Consider the following 23,910-nt stretch of genomic DNA (forward strand, 5'->3'; position numbering starts at 1 on the left):
ATCAAAGACTCATTCACGAGTATCAAAGACTCGTTGGCGAGTATCAAAGACTCATTCACGAGTATCAAAGACTCATTCACGAGTATCAAAGACTCGTTGGCGAGTATCAAAGACTCATCCCCTATTCTCCATGCCCTATGCCCTATGCCCTATGCCCCATTCCGCATTTATAAAAAACTACCCTGGATAAGGGTTGCCAATTCTGTCTACAGAAACATTAGAGGAGAATGGCAAACGACCGGGATTTAAGCGTGGTTCGGCTGCATAGCCAACAGGGACTAAAACAGCGATCGCTAAATCTGGATTATCCCCAGCACCAATCACTTCTTTCACCTTGTCTTCAAGCCAACCGTTCATAAAACAAGTGGATAATCCCAAACTTTCTGCTGCTAACACCAAATGAGTAGCGGCAATTATGGCATCTTTGATGGCATACTCGCGTCGTTTGTCGCCTAGCCCGGCGTGAAATTGTGGGATGGCGCTTTTAAAATAGTTTATTGTGCCTTCATTCCATGCCCCAGTTTCAGATGCTTGCTCAAAAATTGGGGTTAAGTCTCGTTCGCCGACGTTAGGATCGGCGGCAAAGACGAAGGTTACAGGTGCTTGGACAATTTGCTGTTGATTCCACGATGCTGCTGATAAGGCTGCTTTTTGTGCCTCATCTTGCACGAGAATAATTTGCCAGTCTTGGATATTATAGCTGCTGGGCGCTGCCACGGTTAACTCTACTAGTTGCTTAAGCAGTTCTGGGGCGATGGGGTCTGTTTTAAAAGTTTTGATAGAACGACGTTTAGCGATCGCACTAGGCACATCTAAAGCTTGCGTTTGGATGACGGTACTCATGAGATTCTCCTGATGGTTGGATTATGACCAAATAATTCGTAATTAGCATACAAGCGAATGTATTTATTCATGAAACAAAAAAAAATTATTCCTTGTTTCCGAACAAACAACTCACCTACAGTACGCCCAAGGGAAAATTACGAATTAAGCTGTTGGACATTTAACTTGCATATTACCTGGAATTAAAACTCTTGTGGGGTGGGCAACATGAGCGCCCTAGTTATGCAAATTAAAAGTACATTAGCTTAAGAATTACACATTAGCTACCGGTTCATTAGCAGCCGACCAAAATGGATAGTCTGTATATCCCTGTTCACCGCCACCATAAAAGCTTGCTTGATTTGCTTCATTTAGTGGTGCATTCAAAGCCAAGCGTCGGGGTAAATCAGGATTTGATATAAATAATGTGCCAAAGGCAACTAAATCTGCGGCATTGCTTGCCAGTACAGCATCGCCTTTTTCACGAGTATAACCACCATTGACGATGAGTGTACCTGTAAAGCGATCGCGTATATGACTGGTGGGTACAATTATTCCGCCATGTCTGATGTCTGCCTCTGTTGCCTCATAAAGATGTAGATATGCCAAATTAAACTTATTCAATGCTTGAGCCGCATAACCGAATGTCTCTAGAGGATTGGAGTCATGGATATCATTAAAAGTCCCACTAGGAGAGAAACGTACCCCAACTCGGTTAGAATCCCAGACACTAGTTACCGCCTCTGTTACTTCCAACAGGAATCGGGCACGATTTTCAATCGAAGCCCCATATTTATCTGTACGTTGATTAGTACCATCCCGAAGGAACTGATCTATTAAATAACCATTAGCTGAGTGAATTTCCACCCCATCAAACCCAGCCGCTAGAGCATTTGCCGCTCCCTGACGGTACTGTTCGACGATCTGCGGTATTTCCGATGTTTCTAAAGCACGGGGAGTAACAAAAGGTTTTGGTCCCTGAAAAGTTGAAGCTTCACCTTTAGGAGCGATCGCAGAAGGTGCTACAGGTAAAACTCCATTCGGTTGTAAGTCAGGATGAGAAATTCTGCCGACATGCCATAGTTGCAAGAAAATTCTTCCTCCGTGCTGATGTACGGCATCGGTTACTAACTTCCATCCCTCCACCTGTTCTGGTGAATGAATTCCTGGTGTCGCGGGATAACCTTGTCCTTCAGGAGTTACCTGTGTTGCTTCAGAAATAATCAGTCCAGCAGAAGCACGTTGAGTGTAGTAAGTAGCATTAAGTTCGTATGGGACGTTTCCCTTACCTGCCCTATTTCGGGTTAAGGGTGCCATCACTATCCGATTAGGTAATTCCAGATTTCCTAATTGGTAGGGAGAGAATAAGTTTATATCAGTTGTCATTGGTTATATCTCCAAATTATTTTTAGTCATTGGGCATTAGGAGTTAAGAGTTAGGAGTTTTGTTTATCCCCCTCATCTCCCCAATCCCCAATCCCCAGTCCCTAGTCCCTAAACAATCGACCGAATAACGCCACCATCTACCCGCAAAGCTGCACCATTAGTTGCTGATGCTACGGGACTAGAAAGATAAACTACGATCGCTGCTACTTCTTCATTAGTTGCAAAGCGTTTGATTAAGGAACTTGGACGCACATTCTGAAAAAATTCGGTCTCAACTTCCGTTGGACTAATGCCACGTTCCTGCGCCAGCTTGGTGATAAACTCTTCAACGCCTTCGGAGCGAGTTGGCCCTGGTAGGACTGAGTTTACTGTGACTCCAGTGCCGACAGTGATTTCTGCTAGTCCTCGTGCAATAGCTAGTTGCGCTGTCTTGGTTGTGCCGTAGTGAATCATTTCCACTGGGATCTGAATAGCAGATTCGCTGGAGATAAAAATTATCCGTCCCCAGTTTTGCTCTAGCTGCTTTTGCAGATATTGCCGACTCAAGCGGACTCCACTGAGGACGTTAACCTCAAATATGTTTAACCAATCTTTATCAGTAATATCAAAGAAGGTTTTTGGCTCATAAATACCTAAATTGTTGATGAGAATATCAACGTGAGGAACTTTTTCAAAAAGTTGTTCTACCCCTGATGCCGTGCCAGTGTCAGCAACAACACCAGAAACTTTCGCATCGGGTGTACTTTGCTGAATTTTAGCGATCGCTTGAGCTACTCTTTCTTCAGATCGACCATTAATAATTACTGATGCACCCTCTTGAGCTAGCCCAAGAGCGATCGCTAAACCAATGCCTGCGGTTGAGCCACTTACCAATGCGGATTTACCATGCAGTTTCAAGTCCATTTCGCTCTTTCCCCGTTAGTTGAACAAAATGAGCAGGGGACTGGGGACTAGGAAGTAGGGGAGATGAGGGAGATGAGGGGAATAAACAAAACTCCTCACTCCTCACTCCTCACTCCTCACTCCTCACTCACCACTCAATACGGTTCGGTTAACGTTTTCATATTTTGAAGATCCCCCCAACCCCCCCTTAAAAAGGGGGGCTTCCAAGCCTCTTTTACCCCCTTTTTAAGGGGGTCGCCGTAGGCGGGGGGATCTTAACCGAACCGTATTGACTCAGCACTCAAATTAAAGATGCTGTGCTAAGGTCTTATTCAAGGTAGTTTTTGGTACTGCCCCGACGACAGTATCAACCTGTCGACCTCCCTTGAAAACCATCAGTGTCGGAATGCTGCGAATTCCGTAATGGCTAGCGACAGTAGGATTTTGATCTGTGTTCAGCTTCACAAATTTCACCTGTCCTTCGTATTCAACAGCAACTTCATCGACGACTGGGCCCACCATCCGGCAAGGGCCGCACCACGGGGCCCAAAAGTCCACTAATACCGGAATTTCACTTTCCAAGACTTCTTGCTTGAATGTGGCTTCTGTGACGTTTGTAATGGATGACATAAATTGCCTTCCTAATTAATTCTATAATTCGATAATATCGAATAATAAAAATATATGCCACTTGATGAGATAATGCAACTATGAGATTTCTTTATCATCCAGATAGAAAAAATATTTCTTTACCGGGGGTCTTGTATGCATTGGGCGATCCGGTGCGGCTAGAGATTGTGCGGCTGCTGGCAACTGAGGGTGAACAATGCTGTGCGAGATTTGATTTTGCGATCGCTAAGTCTACTATGTCCAATCACTTCAAGATTTTGCGGGAGTCGGGGATAGTCTTGACACGCAAAGAAGGGACACACCATATTAACATACTACGGCGTGAAGATTTAGAGATGTTGTTTCCAGGGTTGCTGGATGCAGTATTGAAAGCCGCTCAACCATTGCCTGTTAGCCCTGTTAGTACTAAACAAATAGCTTCAAGGATTTAGGGGCATGGGGCATTGGGTATGAATTGTTTAAGAATCTTCTCGTTTTTCTTTCTGTATTTCTAAATCGGCAAAGATATCGTGTTGTTCTCGAAAAGTCCTTGGAGTGTGAGATAAACCTAAATCTGTAGAGAGTAAATCAATACCATCGATAATTTTGGGTATCTGAGCTTGATCGACTTGCAGACTCAGAAAGCATTTCTCTCTGTAATCTGGTCTTTCTTGAAAGCGTGCGATGTCTACGACGGGCTACGCCTACGCTCTTTCCAGAGGGCGCATAACCTGATAAGCTTTCTCAGCCTTCTCAATTGATGCTTGAGGTATTGGCGATCGCAGCCTGAGAACTGCTAAATCAATCAAATCTCTTGCCTCAACGCTGTCATCGGCGTAACGGTCAGAATTTGACAGCAGCTTAGAGGTAAAACAATCATTGAAGCTTAAGCAGGGAACGAGTGACCAGTTTAGATATCTTGGTGGGTCTAGTTGAAAACGAGTTTCGGCAATAATTTCCGTTTTAATCGGCACATCATCTACAAAAACGCTCATCCGAATTCCATATTGGTCAGTTGTGCTACGTCCAACTTGGATTTTACTTAAATCACGAAATAATGCTTCATGCCCACCCTCAAATACCACTGTCCGCAGGTATTTGTAGCCTTCTGTACCAACAGAAGCGATAAAATCAACGTCCTTACTCCAACGATATTCTTCAAACTCAAATGCAAGAAGGGTTCCGCCACCGAAGTAAGCAGAACCCTTCCTAAGCATGTCAGAATCTAAGCATTCAAGAACTGTGAGAATTTTTTTATGGTGTTCAAACCTGAAGGTCATAAATAAACTTGCAACCAAGATTTATAGCGTCTGGCGAGTTCCTGAAGAAAATTGAGTTCTTCACCCTCAAGATTATTAAATAGGTTGTGATATTGCCAACCACGCTCGTAGCGACTTAGCATTTCTTCTGAAGTAAACCGATATACATCGGCAGTCTGCCAACAGATCGACTCCAGAAAAGGCAGCTTTTTGGGCACAAGAACAGGATTATTTGTTGGTGTTGCGGTTGTCATAGCTTTTTTAATCAACCACTTTAGACTTACTTTAATTTTAGCTTTCGCGCTTTATATTTGGCCACTGTATTTGAGAAGGGCAAATCAGTAGCGAAATATAAGGCGAGCGATCCAAAAAATCTACGTGCCGCTAAGTATTTTGGTGTAATGCCTGTATCAAAGCAATAGCATCTGCTCCAGAGTTAGGTTTGAAAGCTATTATTATGATGAAATGCATTCTCTTAAGAGTGCAAAATCGCAACAAAAGCACCAATGGCAGAATTCACCATTCAAATTCCCGATGAACTAGCTCAACGTTTAGAACCTTTGCAAAATCGCTTACCCGAATTGCTTTGGCGATTACTAGACGTTGTTAATCTACCAACAAATATTCAGCCAACAGTTAACCATGAGACTACAAATATTGCAGCAGTTTATCAAGAAGTTATTGATTTTTTAATTAAGGGGCCAAAACCAGAAGAAATTATTAATTTTAAAGTTTCATTTCAATCTCAAACACGCCTACAAGAATTACTAGAAAAAAATCGCTCTGCAACACTTAGTCAAATGGAATTAGCAGAATTAGATGTTTACGAGCAGCTAGAACAGATGATGATTTTATTAAAAGCACGAGCTTATTCTGCAATCAGCTAACATGACTTCTAATTCGATTTCTCTGGAACTCCGTAGGTTAGTGAACCAAAGAGCTTCAGCACGCTGTGAATATTGCCGAATCCATCAAAATTTTTCTATTTATACCCATGAAGTAGACCATATTATTGCTGTCAAACATGGGGGTGAAACTACTGTTGAGAATTTGGCACTTTCATGTTTATCCTGTAACCGTCACAAAGGCTCTGATTTCGCTACTATAGACCAGCTTACTCAAGAAATTGTTCCATTGTTTAATCCCCGCCGCCTGGTCTGGGATGAACATTTTTATCTTGAAAATGCCAGAATAGAAGGAAAAACTCAGATTGGTCAAGGGACTGCAAGGTTACTTCAATTTAATGTTGCCAATCGGGTGCTTTCTCGACAATTGTTGATAAGTCAAGGACAATACCCGTAATTCTATCCCAATTAAAAATTATCCGAGCTAGGATAAACTCTTCCTTTCCAAGCGCCGCCACGCCCTTGCCAGTGACGTAGTGCTGAGTCTAAAGTCATTAGGGTATAGAGAAAAGCGATCGCAGGTAAGCTAAAAGCGAACCAGGGAGAACATTTATAAAAGCGGATCGTTGGGTAGTAAGCGAAAGTCATCAATAGCCATCCGAATAGACCCGTAAATGCGATCGCCCAATTGCTCCAAACTGCACCCAGAATCACACATACAGGCGGAGCTAGATAAATTAGAGGCATTCCTACCAAAGTTCCCAATAGTAGTAATGGCGAATAATTCAGTTGGGTATAGGCAGTACGAGCAACCATATCCCAAATCGTCGCCAGCGAGTCATAAGGGCGCAAACTACGAGTCAAGCTACTCAATCCTAGCCAGATACGTCCAATGGGGATTGGGTACTGGGTATTGGGTACTGGGGATTGGGAAAACTCTTCCCTAGTCCCTAGTCCCCAGTCCCCAGTCCCTCTCTTAACAGCCTGAGCTAGGGCGCAATCGTCAATTAAAGCTTGGCGAATGACTTGAATACCCCCAATTCGCTCTAAAGCTTCACGGGCGATCAGAATAGATCCCCCGGCGGCGGCGGCTGTGGGATTGTTGGGATTATTTACCCAGCGAAAAGGATAGAGTTTTTGGAAGAAAAAGACGAAGGCTGGAATCAAAAGTTTTTCCCAAAAGCTTTTACACCTGAGTCGCACCATTACCGAAACCAGGTCTAAATCTTCTTGGACAGCTTTCGCAACGAGTCGGCGGAGATTATCAGGATCGTGTTCGATATCTGCGTCAGTCAGCAAAAAATAGTCAGGTGTAAGTTTACTCGCGCTCTTTATACCTTGCTCAACTGCCCAAAGTTTGCCCGACCAACCGGGAGGCAGTGATTCACCTGAGATAATATGCAGTTGTTGGGGTTTACCGACAGCGTGTGCAACCCCTTCAGCAAAATTTGCTGTCTGGTCTGTGCTGCGATCGTCTACCAAAAATACGTTGAAAGAACCAGGATAATCTTGGAGTAGGAGCGATCGCAAACTAGTTGGTATCAATTCAGCTTCGTTACGCGCTGGAACGACGACACAAACCACAGGTAACGATTGTAGCTGAGTTTCTGTAACCTCTAATTGCTGGTCTGTCCGCCAAAATTGTCCCCAAAAACACACTAATCCTAACCAAATTGTCAAGGATAACAGCATCAATCCTAATACAATTACATCCATGACCTATTGCAAATTCTCAGTAACTCAGACAGAATACTATGTCTATTGATAGAGGAAAAAAAAGTTTTTCGCTGTAGTGCCCCGTTCATAACTAGTATTGGGTGTTGAGGTTAAATAGGATTTGATGCAAACACAAGACAGGGTAAAAGTCAATCAAGTCGCAGAAGCGATCGCAGCTAGTCAACAATATTTGCTTTCGATTCAAAATCCGGCAGGTTACTGGTGGGCAGAGTTAGAATCTAATGTCACCATCACTGCTGAAGTCGTCCTCCTGCATAAAATTTGGGGAACAGACCAAACCAGAGCTTTACACAAAGTCGAAGCCTACCTGCGTCAAGAGCAACGGCAGCACGGCGGTTGGGAACTTTTCTACGGTGATGGTGGAGAACTTAGCACTTCGGTTGAAGCTTATATGGCGCTGAGGCTGCTAGGTGTACCAGCAAACGATCCGGCGATGCTTCGAGCGAAAACTTTTATTCTCCAACGGGGTGGTATTAGTAAAACTCGGATTTTTACCAAGTTGCACTTAGCCTTGATTGGCTGCTACAACTGGCGCGGTATTCCCTCGCTACCAGCTTGGATAATGCTGTTGCCAAAAGCTTTCCCTGTCAATATCTACGAAATGTCTAGCTGGGCACGTTCCAGTACAGTACCATTACTGATTGTATGCGATCGCAAACCTGTTTTTCTCACCGACTCAGCGATCAATCTAGATGAGCTATATGCCGAAGGTGTCGATCGAGTCCAGTGGGAATTACCCCAAAGTGGCGATTGGACAGATTTATTCCTCACCCTTGATCGGGGATTCAAGTTGGCAGAAAGCCTTAATTTAGTACCCTTCCGCCAAGAAGGCATCAAAGCCGCCGAAAAATGGATTTTAGAGCGTCAAGAAGCTACAGGTGACTGGGGCGGCATTATTCCGGCGATGCTGAATTCAATGCTGGCTTTGCGGTGTCTGGATTATGACCGAAACGATCCTATTGTGGAACGAGGTTTGCAAGCAATTGATAACTTTGCCATTGAAACAGACAATAGCTATCGGGTACAACCTTGTGTTTCACCTGTTTGGGATACAGCTTGGGTGATGCGTGCTTTAGTAGAATCTGGCTTTAAACCAGATCATCCGGTTGTAGTCAAAGCTGGAGAATGGTTGCTGCAAAAACAAATTTTAGATTATGGAGATTGGGCTGTAAAAAATCACCAAGGAAAACCAGGGGCTTGGGCGTTTGAGTTTGAGAATCGCTTTTATCCTGATGTAGACGACTCGGCGGTGGTAGTGATGGCGCTACATTTGGCGAAACTCCCGAACGAGAAAATTAAGCAAGCTGCGATCGCTCGGGCCTTAAACTGGATTGCATCTATGCAATGTAAACCAGGTGGGTGGGCTGCTTTTGATTTGGATAACGATCAAGATTGGCTCAACTCTATTCCTTATGGCGACTTAAAAGCCATGATTGATCCAAACACCGCAGATGTTACAGCTAGAGTGCTAGAAATGCTTGGTGCTTGTGATTTGGCAATTGATAGTGATAATTTAGAGCGATCGCTTACTTATCTTCTGCGCGAACAAGAAACAGAAGGCTGTTGGTTTGGTCGTTGGGGTGTAAATTATATCTACGGTACTAGTGGCGTTTTATCAGCCTTGGCGTTAATCGATCCTCAAAGGCATAAACTCAGTATAGAACGGGGAGCCGATTGGTTAGTTGGATGTCAAAACCCAGATGGGGGTTGGGGTGAGACTTGCCGCAGCTACAACGATCCTAGTCTCAAAGGAAAAGGAAATAGTACTGCATCTCAAACTGCTTGGGCAATAATAGGGTTGATAGCAGCAGGTGAAGCCACTGGTCAATTAGCTTTTGAGGTGATTGAGCGGGGAATTAGCTATTTAGTAGCAACTCAAAAGCCTGATGGTACTTGGTTTGAGGCAGACTTTACAGGTACCGGCTTCCCTTGCCATTTTTATCTCAAGTATCATCTGTATCAACAATACTTCCCTTTAATTGCGCTAGGTCGTTATCAAGCAGTGATTCAAAAAGGTTAGTTAATTAGACATCTCCGAAAAAGAATTGTTTTGACGTAGCAGTGCTACGTCTCTACAAGGGTTATGGGTAACGCATATTTAATTTCTGGAGATGTTTATTGTTCTTACTCAGGGACTTCCAAAAAATAAATTATCCTAAACTATTTGTATATTTTGTAGGGGCACAAGTGCTTGCGCCCCTACGTTCGCTGAGCGTCCTACAGGGATGGGATATTTTTTTAACTGGAAATACCTTGTCTAACTAGAGGTGTATAGCTAATAAATGAATCTATCCCCTGGGAACGAAGCTAAACTAGCGATCGCACCATAGGATTGTAAGTAGAAATTCATGGTCAATCAAATTGTAGTTAAAGTTTTAGTTATTAACTTAGGAGTTATCAAACCGAAATTATTCAGTAGCCAAATTCCCACTCATAGCTGTTTTTTATTGGGCAGAAATAAAAATATTAACTCTTTAATTGACTCTTTAACTGTCCACTACAAGGACAGCTATATCAGCGTAACCAACGAGGCGTATTTATTAACGTCTCATAGAGAATAACGCAGAAATAAACTGGTTAATTTACTGTAATGGAGAGATAAAAAAATGACTTCGATATCAGACGATAAACCAACTCCAAGCCAGGGCGAAGCTAGTGAAAAAGAGCGTTGGGCATCTCTTATCGGTGGCGGTGCTATGGTGCTGATGGGTTTAAAGCAAGGCTCTTTGCGGGGAGCGTTGACAGCTTTGGCTGGTGGCGGTTTGATTTATCAAGGTGCAACGAAGCAAAGCACAATCCAGCAAGCACAGGAAGCAATAGGTATAAACCAACCGATCAAAGTTGAAAAGACGGTAACAATTAATAAATCGCCAGAAGAATTGTATCGTTTTTGGCACAATTTTGAGAATCTGCCTACATTTATGAAGCATCTCAAATCTGTCAAGGTGTACAACGAAAAACGTTCTCATTGGATAGCTAATGCACCTTTAGGTAACAGCGTAGAATGGGATGCAGAAATTCTCGAAGATCGGGAAAATGAATTTATTTCTTGGGCTTCTGTGGAAGGTGCAGATATTGATAATTCTGGGTTTGTCCGCTTCCAAAAAGCAGCAGGTGATGTCTCGGGACAAGCCACTTCGTGTCTACGCGGTACGGAAGTAAAGGTTGTCTTGGAGTATAACCCACCTGGCGGGGCATTGGGGTCTGCCGTGGCTAAACTTTTTGGTGAAGAGCCAGAACAGCAAATTGGTGATGAATTGCGCCGCTTTAAGATGCTAATGGAGACAGGCGAAATTGCCACTACGGAAGGTCAATCTTCTGGACGCAGTTAGTTATTTACCCAATCCCATGACTAATGTTTAGATGATGGGAGCTGAAAAAGCAATCGCTTTTATTCGCTTTCTCAAACGCCTAGAAATGGCGAAAAAGTTTGCCAAAGCAGAGATAATTAACTCCGAAAATGTGGGCTTTGCGACTGACCCCACAAGAAGTTAATGCTGGCGAAGTGTTGAAATAGATGAGTGGTAGCTGTGACATTGATGCTGTTAGTTTGGCAGGCTATTACATTTTTCAACAAAAAAGGATAACTGCATCAAAGTTATTCTTCAAACCTGAATGACATTTATCATTCAGCATTTTAGACTGTACACCCTACATAATGCAATTGAGGTTTTTATGAATCGAGTAATTTCATGGCTGCAAAATATTCGCATTTCTCAAATCCTTGTAGTTTTTCTAGTCGGATTTATGTTTTTACTAGGTCAGGCTTTTAGCGATGTTAACGTAGCACAAGCTGATGTGAAAACTCCAGAAGGTACTTATTACAAGGGAATACCAGATGGGCAAGGTGAAATTAGAAATGATACCCAAATCACAAACAGCGAAAATCCCTTAAAAAGCACTGTTGATAATATCCGTGAAAAGTTAAACTTGAATGAAAAAACTCCTGAAGCTACAAAAGAGTTTTTTGATCCGGCAAAAAACATAACCGGAAATAAAGCTTCATCCTCTAATAGAGAGAGAGAAGGTTATTATCACAATCCTCCTAAGAAATAACTGATAATTATCAGCTAGACGGTAGGATATTTTGAACCGAAAAATTTGACTTGTACATGGTCAAATAAGGTTTGATTAATTACAGAGACGCGATAATTATCGCGCCTCCAAATCAAGATAAATAATAAATTTATCTTGTTTTTAACGAACTACAAATCATTACTAAGGAATAAATAATTATGAAAGCAGTTTGCTGGCATGGAGCAAACGATGTGCGGGTGGAAACAGTTCCCGACCCCAAAATTATCAATCCGCGCGATGCCATTATTAAAATTACTTCCACGGCAATTTGCGGTTCTGATTTGCATATTTTCAACGGCTATATTCCCTCAATGGAAAAAGGCGACATCCTTGGTCACGAATTCATGGGGGAAGTCGTGGAACTTGGAAGCGCAGTTAAAAATGTTAAAATAGGTGATCGCGTAGTTGTTCCCTTCACTATCTCCTGCGGTAGCTGCTTTTTCTGCAATCGGGATTTATGGTCGTTGTGCGATAATTCCAACCCCAATGCCTGGTTAGTAGAAAAGCTAATGGGTCATTCCCCAGCAGGTCTATTTGGCTACTCTCATTTATTCGGCGGTTATGCTGGTGGTCAAGCGGAGTATGCACGAGTCCCCTTTGCCGATGTAGGCTTGCTCAAAATTCCCGATGGTTTGACGGATGAGCAAGTGCTATTTTTAACAGATATTTTTCCCACCGGCTATATGGCAGCCGAAAACTGCAACATCCAACCCGGCGATATTGTCGCTGTTTGGGGTTGTGGCCCAGTCGGACAATTCGCAATTCAAAGCGCATATATGCTAGGTGCGGAACGTGTCATCGCCTTTGACCGCATTCCCGAACGTCTGCAAATGGCTAAAGAATACGGCAAAGCTGAAGTTCTCAACTACGAAGAAGTGGATGTAGGCGAAGCACTCAAAGAAATGACTGGCGGTCGCGGCCCTGATGCTTGCATTGATGCAGTAGGAATGGAGGCACACGGCACAGATTTTATGGCGTTGTACGATCAGGTAAAACAGGCAGTACGTCTAGAAACAGACCGCCCAACCGCCTTACGGCAAGTAATTGTATCTTGTAGAAAAGGCGGTCACGTATCAATTCCGGGTGTGTATGGTGGCTTTGTAGACAAAATGCCGATGGGTGCTGCGATGAACAAGGGCCTAACCTTGAAGATGGGACAAACCCACGTCCACAAGTATCTAAAACCTTTGCTAGAACACATCCAAAACGGTAAAATTGATCCAACTTTTATCATCACTCACACATTACCTCTAGAACAAGCGCCCCACGGCTATGAAATTTTTAAAGACAAGAAAGATAACTGCATCAAAGTTGTACTCAAACCCTAATTTCATTTGTTTAATATGAGTGATACCACCGTTACAAAAATAGATTCTACCCATTCCCCTAAAGGTAAACTCGGTCAAAAATATCTTGCTTCTGGCAAAGAAGTTGCCATGCGTCTTTGGGAAAAGGAACAACCAAACGAAGACAAAGAGCCAAGTTCGCGCGACTATGAAACAGTTGGTTATGTAATTAGTGGTCGTGCGGAGTTGCACATTGAAGGACAAATGATTTTGCTAGAACCTGGGAGTTCTTGGGTTGTACCCAAAGGAGCCAGCCACACATACAAAATCCTAGAATCATTTACTGCTGTTGAGGCAACTAGTCCGCCTGCTCAAGTTCACGGACGAGATGAAAATTGAACCACAGATGAAACACCATAGCTATTCAGCTTTGGTATGAATGATAAAGCGATGCAACCTATACATCCGAACCATTAAGTGCTTGATGGTTCGGTTTTTTGTTGTCGAACCAACGAGAATAATTGTCCGCATATCGGCGGTTGCTGCTGCTAACTGGTCAAGTGCGATCGCATACCTCAAACAACCGCTACGAACCACTATGACCCATACCATTAATTGCGATCGCCTCTCAATGCAGTTTTAGATTTTTCCCAATTAATGTTATGCACTCAAAACTTACCATCAGAAACATATGAGAATGCTGGTATTATTTATCGTAATCGAAATTATTTTTTGATATTGATTAATAATATTCTTGATTGCTCGAATGTTTAAACTACTCAGATACCTTAGTATTTTTCTGATTACCGCCTGTTTGCTATTTGCTTGTAATACTTCAGCACTGACCCAATTAAAACGCCCTCCATTAAAAATACCATCTGGATATTTTGTTGGGGAGTATCCAGGTATCATTGCTCAAGAAAAAGGATTCTTCAAAGCCCAAGGGGTAGATGTGGAACTAATTCGTAAACGATACATCCAATTGGAACAAGCAAATTTCAATGCGGGCAAATATGACGGTGTTATATCTTCTTTGGGAAGTTTTATGATCTTGAGTGCCACAAATCCAGATATACAAGGCGTGATGGTTGTAGATGAATCAACAGGAGCAGATGCGGTAGTCGCTCAATCACAAATTAAAACCGTTGCTGACTTGAAAGGTAAAAAGCTGGGTGCAAATCTAGGCGGTTTTAGCGAAGTTTTCGTGACTGAGATGTTGAAAACTGCCAACTTAACCAGCGATGATGTAAACTTGGTTAAATTAGAGGCTTCAGAAATTCCCAAACGCCTGAAAAATAATGCTATTCAAGCCGGACACAGTTGGGAACCTCATCTCTCTGAAGCGATAACATTAGGGGGACATATCTTATTCACCAGCAAGCAAACCCCTGGCTTAATTTCAGATATGATTGTTTTTCGCGGTAAGACAATCCGCGATCGCCCCGAAGATATTCGTGCATTTGTCCGAGGATGGCTGCAAGCCACGACCTACTGGAAAGCAAATGTTCAAGAAGGAAATGCTATCATCAGCAAAGTGTTAAAAATTCCTATAAATACAATTTCTTTGGAGGGAGTAAACCTAACTGATTTAGGTGAAAATCAAAAATTCTTTCAGTTTAGTAACCCTCACTCCATTTACAAAACTGCCAAGATATATGCAGACTTTTTTATTCGCTCTGGAAACGTGACACGCATTCCTGAGCTAAAAAGTTTGTTCAATTCTTCTTTCTTAAACTCTCCCTCTTAGTTTAGAGGTTGTTTGTAAAGCAATACGCTTGGATTAGGGCTAAAATATTGCAAAAAAATTGTAGGTTGGGGAGCCACTGCGTTGCGCGGGTTAAGAGCGTTGTAGCAAGTGGCGTTGGCCAGCCAACATCCTGATATGTGTTGGGTTGCGCTCCGTTCCACCCAACCTGCGTCTAATGCGCTATTTTTTTGCTTGCCACGCTACTACTTAAGATTTACTTTATAAATAAATAGCGTCTGAGAGCCATGCAGAATTCCCTTTTGGGCGGCATCCGTACAAAACTGATCGCCTCATTTCTCGTTGTTGCTTTGATTCCGTTGCTGTTGTTGGCATTTATTAACAAACAGACAACTGAAAAAGCACTAACTGACAACGCAAAACAAGCCCTATCTGCAGCGGCTAACGAAACTGCTAACAGAATAGATGCCTTTATTGATGCAAATCTCAATGCTGTGCGCGTAGAGGCGATTTTACCAGGTTTGGCACGCTACCTCAGCCTAACTCCAAAACAGCGAGATGACAGCCCCGAAATGCAATTGGCGACAGAAACACTAATCCGTCTTAGTCGCAAAGATATGGTCAATGTTATCTCATACGCTTTGCTTGATTTAAGTGGGAAAAATGTATTGGATACATATACATTGAACATTGGCAAAGATGAATCAGTTCAAGATTATTTTAAAAAACCGCTAGAAACTGGGTTATCCTCTGTTTCTAGCATGAAGCGATCGCCAAAAATTCCTGAGCTTGTTACCCTGTTTTTTAGCAGTCCGGTTCGTAACGCCAAGGGAGATATATTGGGTGTATTGCGTGTTTCATACAATGCTACTGTTGTTCAGCAGTTGGTAACTCAACAAACTGAACGTGCTGGGGCAAAATCTTTTGCTATTCTTTTAGATGAAAATAAAATTTATTTGGCACATAGCACTGCACCAGAATTGCTTTTTAAATCAATTGTGCCTCTGCCTGCTGATGTTTTAATTAAACTGCAACAGGAAGAACCGTTGTCTAATTTTTATGTCAAAGAATTGGCAACTAATGACTCAAAAGTTCAGCAAGCATTAGATAATAAACAGTCGTATTTAATTGCATCTTTGTCAGCAGCAGGTAATCAGGTTAATTTGATTGCGATCGCTAGTTTGCAATATAGACCTTGGTCTGTATTGTTTGCCCAGCCCCTTGCTGTGGCCCTAGCACCTGTAGAAAAGCAAATTCGTGACACAATGTTTCTGTTTGCATTTATCGCTGGGGTAGTGACAATTATTGCTTGTGCTGTTGGGCAACTGCTAACAAGGCCAATAATTCACCTTACCAATATAGTTTCCCAGTTTACCGCAGGTAACTTAGATATTCGCACCAAAAATAACTCAAAAGACGAAATAGGCCAACTGGCAAAATCATTTAACAACATGGCACTTCAGTTACAAACATCTTTTGAAACTTTAGAACAACGGGTACAGGAGAGAACAGCAGAGTTAGCTATTGCTAAAGAAAAAGCTGAAGTGGCAAATCAAGCTAAAAGTTTATTTATTGCCAACATGAGCCATGAATTGCGATCGCCACTCAATGCAATTATGGGTTTTTCTCAATTAATGTTACGTGCTAAAAACTTACCATCAAAACAGTACGACAATGCTGTAATTATCTATCGTAGTGGAGATTATCTCTTAACATTAATTAACAATATTCTTGATTTATCGAAAATAGAAGCAGGTAAAATGACCCTCAACCCCAATGATTTTGATCTTTATCGCTTGATCTATGATTTAGAAGATATGCTGCATCTACAAGCAAGTAATGAAGGCTTAAAATTAACATTTCAATGTAGTGAAAATGTTCCACATTACATTTGCACCGATGCCGTAAAACTCCGGCAGGTATTAATTAATTTAATTAGTAACAGCATTAAATTTACTGAAGAAGGAGAAATTACTGTAACGGTAAATAATAGCAGTGAAGAATTCACAGATATTTTAAGTCTTGAATTTCAAGTCCATGATACAGGGGTTGGTATTGCCGCAGCAGAATTACCCAAAATATTTAATGCTTTTTCTCAAGCACAAGCCGGCAAAGAATCTCAAGAAGGTACGGGTTTAGGTTTAGCGATTAGTCGCAAGTTTGTGCAGTTGATGGGGGGAGATATTTGGGCGAGAAGCCAATTAGGAAAAGGGACAAGTTTTAAATTTAATATTCAAGCTACATTAGGTCAGAAAATCAACAACCCTACTTTAGGGCTGTATTCCAAAGTATTGGGAATTGCACCAGGGCAACCCATATATAAAATATTAATAGTAGATGATAAATCTATTAATCGACAATTAATAATTCAACTTTTAGAACCATTAGGCTTTGAGATTAAAGAAGCTAGTAACGGCAAAGAAGCAATAACTATTTGGGATGAATGGGAACCGCATTTAATTTGGATGGATATGCGGATGCCTGTGATGGATGGTTACGAAGCCACCAAATACATTAAATCAACTACGAAAGGCAATGCCACCGCGATAATTGCACTCACAGCCAGTGTTTTAGAGGAAGAAAAAGCGATCGTGCTTTCAGCCGGTTGTGATGACTTTTTGCGTAAACCCTTTGCTGAACACACAATTTTTGATACACTTACCAAGCATCTTGGTGTAAGGTATATATTTGCTGAAAATAATCCTGCAAATTTGGAATATACAGAAAAAAATGATTTAACGTCTGATAACCTAACTTGTATGTCTCAAGAATGGATTCATCAATTCTATGAAGCGGCTTTAGAAGCAAATGCCAACCTGATAATTGAATTAATTAGAGAAATTCCTCAAACAGAAACTTTTCTAATCCAATCTTTAACAAAACTTGTCCGTAAATTTGAATTCGAACAATTAGTTAATTTAGTAGAACATCTATTAATGTAGGAACAATACCCTGCGGTAAGCCGCTTTGCGTCTACATAAATTGCCCCTACTCCTTTGAGCCAATTAATGACAAAACTTACTTGGTAATTTAAATTTGAGGAGTTGATTGATTTAGCAAAACCCCTAATCAGCAATGAATTTTGATTCTTACAAAGAAGATAAAGGTAACATTCTCCTAGTAGACGACCTTCCTGAAAATTTACAGTTATTAAGCGATTCTTTGATCCAACTTGGCTACACTGTTCGCAGTGTCACTAGTGGGCGGATGGCACTAAAAACAGTAAAAGTGAAACAACCAGATATCATCCTTTTAGATATTAAGATGCCAGAAATGGATGGCTATCAAGTTTGTAAAACCCTCAAAGCGGATGAGGATTTACGCACTATTCCCGTCATTTTTGTGAGTGCTTTAGATGATGTGTTCGATAAAGTCACCGCCTTTGAGTTAGGGGGAATAGACTACATCACCAAACCTTTTCAGATGGAAGAAGTCGTAGCGCGGATAGAAAATCAGTTAACCATTCAACGCCAGCAACGGCTTCTAGAACAAGAAAATATTAAGCGCAGAGAAACTGAAGAGATTCTGTATCAGTCAAGGGCAATGCTGGCCAGCATTTTGAATAGTTCACTTGATGGTATTGCCGCTATGCAGGCTGTTCGTAACCTCGCAACCGGGGATATTGAAGATTTCCATTGCTTAGTTGTCAACCCAGTCGTTGCTAGGGCGTTCGGCCGTAACCGTGAAGAGATGATCGGCAAATTGACACTCAAAAAATTCTTAACCACTTTAAAGCCAGAACTCTTTAATCACTTTGTTAATCTAGTTGAAACAGGGGAACCGATAAAACGGGATTTTTACCATCCATTAGGCAATTCTTGCTGGTATCATTTTGTGGCAGTAAAGCTAGGTGATGGGTTTGCTATTACCGTACGCGACATTACAGGACGTAAACAAATTGAACTGGCTCTCAAAGATGCAAATCAGAAACTAGAACAACTGGCAAATGTAGATGGTTTGACTCAGGTGGCTAACCGTCGCTGCTTTAATGGACGACTGCAAGCAGAATGGAAACGCCTTGCACGAGAACAACAACCCCTGTCACTGATTTTTTTTGACGTTGATAAATTCAAACTTTACAACGATTACTATGGCCATCTTGCAGGCGATGATTGTCTAAATAGGATAGCGCAAACAGTGCAACAGACAGTTCATCGTCCTGCTGATCTTGTGGCGCGTTACGGCGGAGAAGAATTTTCGGTACTCCTCCCCAATACTGACTTAGCAGGAGCAATCAAAGTAGCACAAAGTATTCAGCAAGTAATTTACGCTCAAGCTATTCCTCATGCAAAGTCTGATATCAAGAATATAGTCACACTTAGTTTAGGTATTACTTCTCTCATCCCCGCTTGGGACGTAAAACCAGATACACTCATCGCTTTAGCCGATAGAGCTATGTACAATGCCAAACAAGAGGGGCGCGATCGCTATTCTACTAATTAGATATGTCTAGAAAATTAAATATTGCATTGAAAACCTTTGTAGGGACAATTCATGTAGACGCATTCGCGGAGCGTCTCCAAGAGTTGCGGCTTCTTGCAAGGTATTGTCCCTATGCCAATTCTTTAGATGTCTATTGAAATATTTTTTACAGCCGAATTGTTTTTTTCTGAATATTTACCCAGTACTCATAGATATGTAAACTTATGCGTCTCCCTTGATTAATTCTTCACACAATCTGTATTATGTGCATATACTACTTTTACTCTATCAAATTACCGTAGTATATGCGTGTTAAGTAAGTAGGCAAAGAAAACTTTTATGACACTGACTGCAACACAAATTCAGATTACGCCCACCAAAGCCCGTCTAGGAGCAGTTGTTACTGGTATTGATGCCAGCGTTGCGGCGCAACCAGAAGCGATCCTGCAACTCAAGCAGGCGTGGCGCGATTACCACGTCCTGATCTTCAAAAATCAACAATTGACTGACGACCAATTATTAGCGTTTGCGAATTACTTTGGCGACATTCTCCAACAACCTGCCTATATCCGTAAAGGAGAAACCGAGCCTTACCTGCCGCCCCTTGTACTTACCCTTGCAAATGCCGCCTCCGAAGAAAGTTCCGTCAATCTTGCACCTAACTATTGTGAACTTTTACCCCACATCGATCATGACTGGTTGCCTGCACCATCTAGTGGTTCCTTTTTATATGGTGTAGAACTGCCTGAAAATGGCCCCGATACCTATTGGGTGAATTTGATTCAGGCTTATGAAGAACTAGATGATGCGACTAAAGAACAAATCGCTGGTTTGCAGGTACGTCATTTTAGTTCTTTTTCAAAGCTGTATAAGGATGAATACTCTGGGCCTATTTACGCAGCGGGACGACCTGCTGAACCTGGTGAACGTTTAGCTACCCATCCATTAGTTCGTACTCACCCCGATACTGGCAAGAAAGTTCTGTTCCTAAATGCAGCTGGAGAGGTGGACATTGTTGATTACGACCCAGTGGAAGGGGCAAAGCTAATCGAGCGGTTACGGGAACACATTAAGCAACCCCACTATGTTTATCAACATCACTGGAGTGAAGGCGATTTGGTTTATTGGGATAATCAGGCAACAGCTCACTACCGCCCAGAATTTGATGCTAATGCAACCCGGATTTTGAAGCGGGTTAGCATTCGAGGAAGTCGTCCTTTCTAAAGTTCAGCTAGCTAAAGGTTGTGAATTTTAGTCATTAGTCATTAGAGGATATTTTAAAAGTGGGTGGCTGTAATTTTCGGCACTTATTGATCCCCCCAACCCCCCTTAAAAAAGGGGGCAAAGTCTCTAAAAGTCCCCCTTTTTAAGGGGGATTTAGGGGGATCTAAAACGTTTTGCTACCGAGCAGAGGACTTTTAAAACATTCTCTTAGACATCTCCAAAAAAGAATGTAGAGACGTAGCACTGCTACGTCTCTACAAGGGTTCTGGGTAACGCATCTTTAATTTTTGGAGATGTCTATTAGTCATTAATCATCAATCATTGGTGCTAATAACTAATGACTTCGATTTCCCTGCGGCTTGAAGCCGGGGGATGAGTTAACGTCAAGATGAGGAGGAGAATCATGGTCAGACCGCAAATTGGAAAGTACTCGATATCCAGACGTGATTTACTTTACGCTTTCTATGGGTTAGTGTCTTTTACTACCTTAGTCAGTTGCGGAACAAACAACGGTAGTGCAAATAATAGCAGCACAACCTTGAGTACTAATGTCACTAACACTAATAGTAAAGCCGCTACCAAGCTGATTCGACTTGGCTACCAAGTATCCGGGGATCTGACCCACGAAAAAGGTACGATCGAAAAACGGTTGGCTCCTCAAGGAATAGGTGTTACTTGGTCTCAGTTTGTTTCCGGGCCGCCACTTTTAGAAGCCTTAAATGTGGGTAGTATTGATCTAGGCCCGGCAGGTGAAACGCCACCTATTTTTGCTCAGGCCGCTGGTACTAATCTGATTTATGTAGTTAACATCCCGCCTGGTACTGGAGAAGGTTCAGCAATTATTGTGCTAAAGGATTCTCCTTTTCAGACATTGGCAAGTCTTAAAGGTAAAAAAGTTGCTTATTCTAGAGGGACGGCTCAGACCTTTTTTGTAGTGAAAGCTTTGGAAGAGGTAGGGCTGAAAATCAGTGATGTTGAATCAGTGAATTTACCTGTTGCAGATGGAAGAGCAGCGTTTTTGAACAAGACAGTTGATGCCTTTGTCGAAGGCGATCCTAATCTGATCAAGCTGCAACGAGAAGGTAGTATCCGGGTTTTACGAGACGCACAAGGAATTAAGACGCCAGGAAGTTATTACCTAGCTTCACGGGATTTTGCAACTAAGAATGTTGAACTTTTGAAAGCAATTTTGTCAGAGTACTACGAGGTTGGGCAGTGGGCAAACAAAAACAGGCGCGCTGCTGCCGAAATTCTCGCACCGAAGGTCAAGACTGATGTGGATACTATGGAGTTAACACTGGCGAGAAGAAAATATGATATGAAACCAATTACTGAAGAAGTGATTAACGCTCAACAGAAGGTTGCGGATCTTCTATATCAACTGAAAGTAGTACCGAAACCGGTTGATGTTCGAGGGGCAATTTTAACTACCCAAGAGTATGCAGCGATTGTCCCGGATGCCGTTAGAAATAAAGTGTGAACTTTGAGAGAAAAGCTTGCTATAAAGCATTGCCAGCTTACTATCTGTTCTGCCCATCGAATGCAAAGAATGTACAACTGGCTGATGTAGCAAGCTTATTCTCGTCGGTTTTGATAATCTTCAGAAGACTTTGGATCTAACTCCCAGCGATCGCCATCACGTTCCTCTAAAATATCGTTGGTATGGAGAAACTCAGAGTCATCCATTTCTAGCCCCACTGCTGCTTCTAGATCCTCAGTGACACTTTGATCGGGAGTGGCAGTACTACCACCAACAGCTTCATCCCCAACGGCATCTGCATCTTGCCAATAAGCATCAACATCTCCACCAGTTAGTTCAGGACTAGTTTCTGTATACTCGTCTCTTTCTGCTTTGATTGAGCGCCCACCAATATTGTATCCTGGCAACTCTTTCACGCCAGTTCCGTAAGATTCGGTAATTTCTTGTGGCAAATCTTTGGTTTTAATTTCGTCAGGATGATTTTTTTCTGCCATGATATTACTTCTTTTGTGCATTCTTATAATAACGTTTTCCTGTCACTATTTTGTCTAACTAGAGATGTATAGCTGACAAAATAATCTATCCCTTGGGAACGAAGCTAAACTAGCGATCGCCTCATAAGATTGTATATGTAAATTCATGGTCAAGCAACTTGTAGTTGAAATTTTTAGTTATGAGTTAGGAGTTATAAAACTGAAATTATTTAGTTGCTAAATTCTCGCTCATAACTATTTTTTGAAATTGCCTACCTAAATGCTTCAAATGCTAAACAACAAAATATTCAATACTAGAAATAAATAGGTAATACCATCAATGACTGACAATAATCATCATTCCGGCAAGAAAAAAGTTGCAATCCTCATTGAACAGGCGGTAGAGGATGCAGAATTTACAGTTCCTTATAATGGACTAAAACAAGCAGGAATTGAGGTCATAGTGCTTGGTTCCCGAATGAATGAAAAATATAAGGGTAAACGCGGCAAACTTAGTATTCAAGCTGATGGTACTACAACGGAAGCGATCGCAGCCGAATATGATGCCGTAGTGATTCCCGGCGGTATGGCTCCCGATAAAATGCGACGAAACCCCAATACAGTAAGCTTCGTACAAGAGGCGATACAACAAGGAAAGTTGGTCGCTGCGGTTTGCCACGGCCCACAAGTTTTGATTGAAAGCGACTTGCTCAAAGGTAAAAAAGTCACTGGGTTTATTGCTATTGCCAAAGACATTATTAACGCTGGTGGAAATTATTTAGATGAGCCTTTGGTAGTTGACGGTAATTTAATTACATCTCGTGAACCTGGAGATTTAGCAATTTTCACCACCGCTATTTTGAGCCGTTTAGGTTATGGTGGCAAAGATGCTGCATTGCCAAATGAAAAAGACACAAGTGCTGAATGGTGGAAACTCGGTGATGCTTGGGGTGGCTCAACTAAAGGTGATATTAGCAGAGGTTTAAATACCGCCCTTAGTGGTGAACGTTATTCACTGGAAGCATTGAATAAGTACTTGGAAAAGGAATCAGATAGCGAAGTAAAATCACTCTTTCAAGAGATAATTGCTAATAAGCAACGCCACATTGAAAAACTGGAAACCTATCTTCAGCGTCTAGGCGAGAAACCCTCTTTAGGGTCAAATATTGCCAATCAGTATGCCAAGGTAAAAACTGCCTTGACAGGAAGTGATGACATCTATCAATTACGTTCCGCTTTGGGGGATGTGCAAACGGGTATTGGCGATATTGGTAATTTGTCGGCGATGTTTACCGACCCAGTTGCAACTGCTATTTTCAAAGAAATTTATCAGGATTTATTGAAATCCGAAAAGCGATTAGTAGAGTTGTATCGGGCGCGGATAAGCGCTCAGATTCAGCCTCCTAAGCCGACTACAGGGGCAGCTATCTCAGCGTAACAAATTGTAGATATTTATTATAGTGGTTCCCATTAGGGACTTCCAAATAAAAAAATATCCAATTAATTCTTGTGGGGTGGGCGTCTCGCCATAGGTGTCAACTTAAGATGGAAATAGCTTATCTGTTGGCCTCCATGCCTGCCCGGAAATAAATGAGTAATAAGTAATACCCATTACTCATTACTTCAAAAATAAATTTTCGGGCTAATCGCTTAAGTCTACTGAAGTAGACTGGAGATTTTTGGCGATATTTAGTCATCTTCAG

At 41.9% G+C, this 23,910-nt stretch carries 24 protein-coding genes; 15 read left to right on the forward strand and 9 right to left on the reverse strand.

Annotation, left to right across the window (positions count from 1 at the left end):
- Positions 1-177: 177 nt before the first annotated feature.
- The 4 genes from HWQ39_RS15700 to trxA form a co-directional block, all read right to left on the reverse strand.
- A complete protein-coding gene (locus HWQ39_RS15700; RefSeq protein ID WP_292846583.1) occupies positions 178-843 on the reverse strand; it encodes a nitroreductase family protein in 666 nt (221 codons plus the stop codon).
- A 252-nt stretch (positions 844-1,095) separates the two neighbouring features.
- Positions 1,096-2,208 carry an alkene reductase gene (locus HWQ39_RS15705; RefSeq protein WP_292846586.1) on the reverse strand — a complete coding sequence of 371 codons (1,113 nt, stop codon included), beginning with the start codon at positions 2,206-2,208 and terminating at the stop codon, positions 1,096-1,098.
- Between the two features lie 108 nt (positions 2,209-2,316).
- On the reverse strand, positions 2,317-3,111 hold the full coding sequence (locus HWQ39_RS15710; protein ID WP_292846589.1) for an SDR family NAD(P)-dependent oxidoreductase: 795 nt from the start codon (positions 3,109-3,111) through the stop codon (positions 2,317-2,319).
- 285 nt (positions 3,112-3,396) lie between these two features.
- Positions 3,397-3,720, reverse strand: a complete 324-nt coding sequence (gene trxA, locus HWQ39_RS15715) for a thioredoxin (protein WP_292829099.1) — start codon at positions 3,718-3,720, stop codon at positions 3,397-3,399.
- A gap of 80 nt (positions 3,721-3,800) precedes the next feature.
- On the opposite strand from trxA, the gene HWQ39_RS15720 reads away from it, so the two are divergent.
- A complete protein-coding gene (locus HWQ39_RS15720) occupies positions 3,801-4,151 on the forward strand; it encodes a helix-turn-helix domain-containing protein (protein WP_179067339.1) in 351 nt (116 codons plus the stop codon).
- Positions 4,152-4,403: 252 nt separating this feature from the next.
- Here HWQ39_RS15720 and HWQ39_RS15725 read toward each other — a convergent pair whose 3' ends face one another.
- Both HWQ39_RS15725 and HWQ39_RS15730 read right to left on the reverse strand, forming a co-directional pair.
- Entirely contained in the window at positions 4,404-4,979 is a 576-nt protein-coding gene (locus tag HWQ39_RS15725; RefSeq protein WP_292846594.1) for a nucleotidyl transferase AbiEii/AbiGii toxin family protein, read from the reverse strand.
- A complete protein-coding gene (locus tag HWQ39_RS15730; protein ID WP_292846597.1) occupies positions 4,976-5,212 on the reverse strand; it encodes a hypothetical protein in 237 nt (78 codons plus the stop codon). Before HWQ39_RS15730 ends, HWQ39_RS15725 begins: the two co-directional genes overlap by 4 nt.
- Positions 5,213-5,464: 252 nt before the next feature.
- On the opposite strand from HWQ39_RS15730, the gene HWQ39_RS15735 reads away from it, so the two are divergent.
- Entirely contained in the window at positions 5,465-5,845 is a 381-nt protein-coding gene (locus HWQ39_RS15735) for a hypothetical protein (protein ID WP_292846600.1), read from the forward strand.
- Position 5,846: 1 nt separating this feature from the next.
- Entirely contained in the window at positions 5,847-6,260 is a 414-nt protein-coding gene (locus HWQ39_RS15740) for an HNH endonuclease signature motif containing protein (protein ID WP_292846603.1), read from the forward strand.
- A gap of 11 nt (positions 6,261-6,271) precedes the next feature.
- Here the strand turns inward: HWQ39_RS15740 and HWQ39_RS15745 are convergent, their stop codons facing one another.
- Positions 6,272-7,519 (reverse strand): glycosyltransferase, encoded by a 1,248-nt coding sequence (locus HWQ39_RS15745; RefSeq protein WP_292846605.1) that lies wholly within the window; start codon positions 7,517-7,519, stop codon positions 6,272-6,274.
- Positions 7,520-7,643: 124 nt separating this feature from the next.
- Between HWQ39_RS15745 and shc the strand changes: the two genes are divergently transcribed.
- The 6 genes from shc (at position 7,644) to HWQ39_RS15775 (ending at position 13,302) form a co-directional block, all read left to right on the forward strand.
- Positions 7,644-9,560: a squalene--hopene cyclase gene (gene shc, locus HWQ39_RS15750; protein ID WP_292846609.1), complete on the forward strand. Its 1,917-nt coding sequence runs from the start codon at positions 7,644-7,646 to the stop codon at positions 9,558-9,560.
- 586 nt (positions 9,561-10,146) lie between these two features.
- Positions 10,147-10,872, forward strand: coding sequence for an SRPBCC family protein (locus HWQ39_RS15755; protein WP_292846612.1), 726 nt, complete (start codon positions 10,147-10,149; stop codon positions 10,870-10,872).
- 31 nt (positions 10,873-10,903) lie between these two features.
- Positions 10,904-11,035, forward strand: coding sequence for a hypothetical protein (locus HWQ39_RS15760; protein ID WP_292846615.1), 132 nt, complete (start codon positions 10,904-10,906; stop codon positions 11,033-11,035).
- 180 nt (positions 11,036-11,215) lie between these two features.
- Positions 11,216-11,596 (forward strand): hypothetical protein, encoded by a 381-nt coding sequence (locus HWQ39_RS15765; protein WP_292846618.1) that lies wholly within the window; start codon positions 11,216-11,218, stop codon positions 11,594-11,596.
- Positions 11,597-11,775: 179 nt separating this feature from the next.
- Positions 11,776-12,945: a zinc-dependent alcohol dehydrogenase gene (locus HWQ39_RS15770; RefSeq protein WP_292846621.1), complete on the forward strand. Its 1,170-nt coding sequence runs from the start codon at positions 11,776-11,778 to the stop codon at positions 12,943-12,945.
- A 15-nt stretch (positions 12,946-12,960) separates the two neighbouring features.
- Entirely contained in the window at positions 12,961-13,302 is a 342-nt protein-coding gene (locus tag HWQ39_RS15775) for a cupin domain-containing protein (protein ID WP_292846624.1), read from the forward strand.
- A gap of 21 nt (positions 13,303-13,323) precedes the next feature.
- On the opposite strand, the gene HWQ39_RS15780 is transcribed toward HWQ39_RS15775, so the two are convergent.
- Positions 13,324-13,515, reverse strand: a complete 192-nt coding sequence (locus HWQ39_RS15780; RefSeq protein WP_292846627.1) for a hypothetical protein — start codon at positions 13,513-13,515, stop codon at positions 13,324-13,326.
- A gap of 154 nt (positions 13,516-13,669) precedes the next feature.
- On the opposite strand from HWQ39_RS15780, the gene HWQ39_RS15785 reads away from it, so the two are divergent.
- The 5 genes from HWQ39_RS15785 to HWQ39_RS15805 all read left to right on the forward strand — a co-directional run bounded on the left by HWQ39_RS15785 (position 13,670) and on the right by HWQ39_RS15805 (position 21,734).
- Positions 13,670-14,650, forward strand: a complete 981-nt coding sequence (locus HWQ39_RS15785; RefSeq protein ID WP_292846630.1) for an ABC transporter substrate-binding protein — start codon at positions 13,670-13,672, stop codon at positions 14,648-14,650.
- Positions 14,651-14,895: 245 nt separating this feature from the next.
- A complete protein-coding gene (locus tag HWQ39_RS15790) occupies positions 14,896-17,550 on the forward strand; it encodes a hybrid sensor histidine kinase/response regulator (protein WP_292846633.1) in 2,655 nt (884 codons plus the stop codon).
- Between the two features lie 133 nt (positions 17,551-17,683).
- Entirely contained in the window at positions 17,684-19,051 is a 1,368-nt protein-coding gene (locus HWQ39_RS15795; RefSeq protein ID WP_292846636.1) for a diguanylate cyclase, read from the forward strand.
- Positions 19,052-19,369: 318 nt separating this feature from the next.
- On the forward strand, positions 19,370-20,254 hold the full coding sequence (locus tag HWQ39_RS15800; protein ID WP_292846639.1) for a TauD/TfdA family dioxygenase: 885 nt from the start codon (positions 19,370-19,372) through the stop codon (positions 20,252-20,254).
- A 403-nt stretch (positions 20,255-20,657) separates the two neighbouring features.
- Positions 20,658-21,734 (forward strand): aliphatic sulfonate ABC transporter substrate-binding protein, encoded by a 1,077-nt coding sequence (locus HWQ39_RS15805; protein ID WP_292846642.1) that lies wholly within the window; start codon positions 20,658-20,660, stop codon positions 21,732-21,734.
- A gap of 95 nt (positions 21,735-21,829) precedes the next feature.
- Here HWQ39_RS15805 and HWQ39_RS15810 read toward each other — a convergent pair whose 3' ends face one another.
- Positions 21,830-22,228 (reverse strand): DUF6335 family protein, encoded by a 399-nt coding sequence (locus tag HWQ39_RS15810; protein ID WP_292846645.1) that lies wholly within the window; start codon positions 22,226-22,228, stop codon positions 21,830-21,832.
- Between the two features lie 319 nt (positions 22,229-22,547).
- Here HWQ39_RS15810 and HWQ39_RS15815 point away from each other — a divergent pair, with 319 nt between their 5' ends.
- Positions 22,548-23,645: a DJ-1/PfpI/YhbO family deglycase/protease gene (locus HWQ39_RS15815; RefSeq protein ID WP_292846648.1), complete on the forward strand. Its 1,098-nt coding sequence runs from the start codon at positions 22,548-22,550 to the stop codon at positions 23,643-23,645.
- Positions 23,646-23,910 lie beyond the last annotated feature (265 nt).

This window comes from Nostoc sp. NMS8 (assembly GCF_017115045.1).
GTDB lineage: Bacteria > Cyanobacteriota > Cyanobacteriia > Cyanobacteriales > Nostocaceae > Nostoc.

Excerpts from the sequence above, each read along its gene's own strand:
- HWQ39_RS15700 (WP_292846583.1), bottom strand. The coding sequence starts at position 843 with ATGAGTACCGTCATCCAAACGCAAGCTTTAGATGTGCCTAGTGCGATC.
- HWQ39_RS15705 (WP_292846586.1), bottom strand. The coding sequence starts at position 2,208 with ATGACAACTGATATAAACTTATTCTCTCCCTACCAATTAGGAAATCTG.
- HWQ39_RS15710 (WP_292846589.1), bottom strand. The coding sequence starts at position 3,111 with ATGGACTTGAAACTGCATGGTAAATCCGCATTGGTAAGTGGCTCAACC.
- trxA (WP_292829099.1), bottom strand. The coding sequence starts at position 3,720 with ATGTCATCCATTACAAACGTCACAGAAGCCACATTCAAGCAAGAAGTC.
- HWQ39_RS15720 (WP_179067339.1), top strand. The coding sequence starts at position 3,801 with ATGAGATTTCTTTATCATCCAGATAGAAAAAATATTTCTTTACCGGGG.
- HWQ39_RS15725 (WP_292846594.1), bottom strand. The coding sequence starts at position 4,979 with ATGACCTTCAGGTTTGAACACCATAAAAAAATTCTCACAGTTCTTGAA.
- HWQ39_RS15730 (WP_292846597.1), bottom strand. The coding sequence starts at position 5,212 with ATGACAACCGCAACACCAACAAATAATCCTGTTCTTGTGCCCAAAAAG.
- HWQ39_RS15735 (WP_292846600.1), top strand. The coding sequence starts at position 5,465 with ATGGCAGAATTCACCATTCAAATTCCCGATGAACTAGCTCAACGTTTA.
- HWQ39_RS15740 (WP_292846603.1), top strand. The coding sequence starts at position 5,847 with ATGACTTCTAATTCGATTTCTCTGGAACTCCGTAGGTTAGTGAACCAA.
- HWQ39_RS15745 (WP_292846605.1), bottom strand. The coding sequence starts at position 7,519 with ATGGATGTAATTGTATTAGGATTGATGCTGTTATCCTTGACAATTTGG.
- shc (WP_292846609.1), top strand. The coding sequence starts at position 7,644 with ATGCAAACACAAGACAGGGTAAAAGTCAATCAAGTCGCAGAAGCGATC.
- HWQ39_RS15755 (WP_292846612.1), top strand. The coding sequence starts at position 10,147 with ATGACTTCGATATCAGACGATAAACCAACTCCAAGCCAGGGCGAAGCT.
- HWQ39_RS15760 (WP_292846615.1), top strand. The coding sequence starts at position 10,904 with ATGATGGGAGCTGAAAAAGCAATCGCTTTTATTCGCTTTCTCAAACGC.
- HWQ39_RS15765 (WP_292846618.1), top strand. The coding sequence starts at position 11,216 with ATGAATCGAGTAATTTCATGGCTGCAAAATATTCGCATTTCTCAAATC.
- HWQ39_RS15770 (WP_292846621.1), top strand. The coding sequence starts at position 11,776 with ATGAAAGCAGTTTGCTGGCATGGAGCAAACGATGTGCGGGTGGAAACA.
- HWQ39_RS15775 (WP_292846624.1), top strand. The coding sequence starts at position 12,961 with ATGAGTGATACCACCGTTACAAAAATAGATTCTACCCATTCCCCTAAA.
- HWQ39_RS15780 (WP_292846627.1), bottom strand. The coding sequence starts at position 13,515 with ATGGTATGGGTCATAGTGGTTCGTAGCGGTTGTTTGAGGTATGCGATC.
- HWQ39_RS15785 (WP_292846630.1), top strand. The coding sequence starts at position 13,670 with ATGTTTAAACTACTCAGATACCTTAGTATTTTTCTGATTACCGCCTGT.
- HWQ39_RS15790 (WP_292846633.1), top strand. The coding sequence starts at position 14,896 with ATGCAGAATTCCCTTTTGGGCGGCATCCGTACAAAACTGATCGCCTCA.
- HWQ39_RS15795 (WP_292846636.1), top strand. The coding sequence starts at position 17,684 with ATGAATTTTGATTCTTACAAAGAAGATAAAGGTAACATTCTCCTAGTA.
- HWQ39_RS15800 (WP_292846639.1), top strand. The coding sequence starts at position 19,370 with ATGACACTGACTGCAACACAAATTCAGATTACGCCCACCAAAGCCCGT.
- HWQ39_RS15805 (WP_292846642.1), top strand. The coding sequence starts at position 20,658 with ATGGTCAGACCGCAAATTGGAAAGTACTCGATATCCAGACGTGATTTA.
- HWQ39_RS15810 (WP_292846645.1), bottom strand. The coding sequence starts at position 22,228 with ATGGCAGAAAAAAATCATCCTGACGAAATTAAAACCAAAGATTTGCCA.
- HWQ39_RS15815 (WP_292846648.1), top strand. The coding sequence starts at position 22,548 with ATGACTGACAATAATCATCATTCCGGCAAGAAAAAAGTTGCAATCCTC.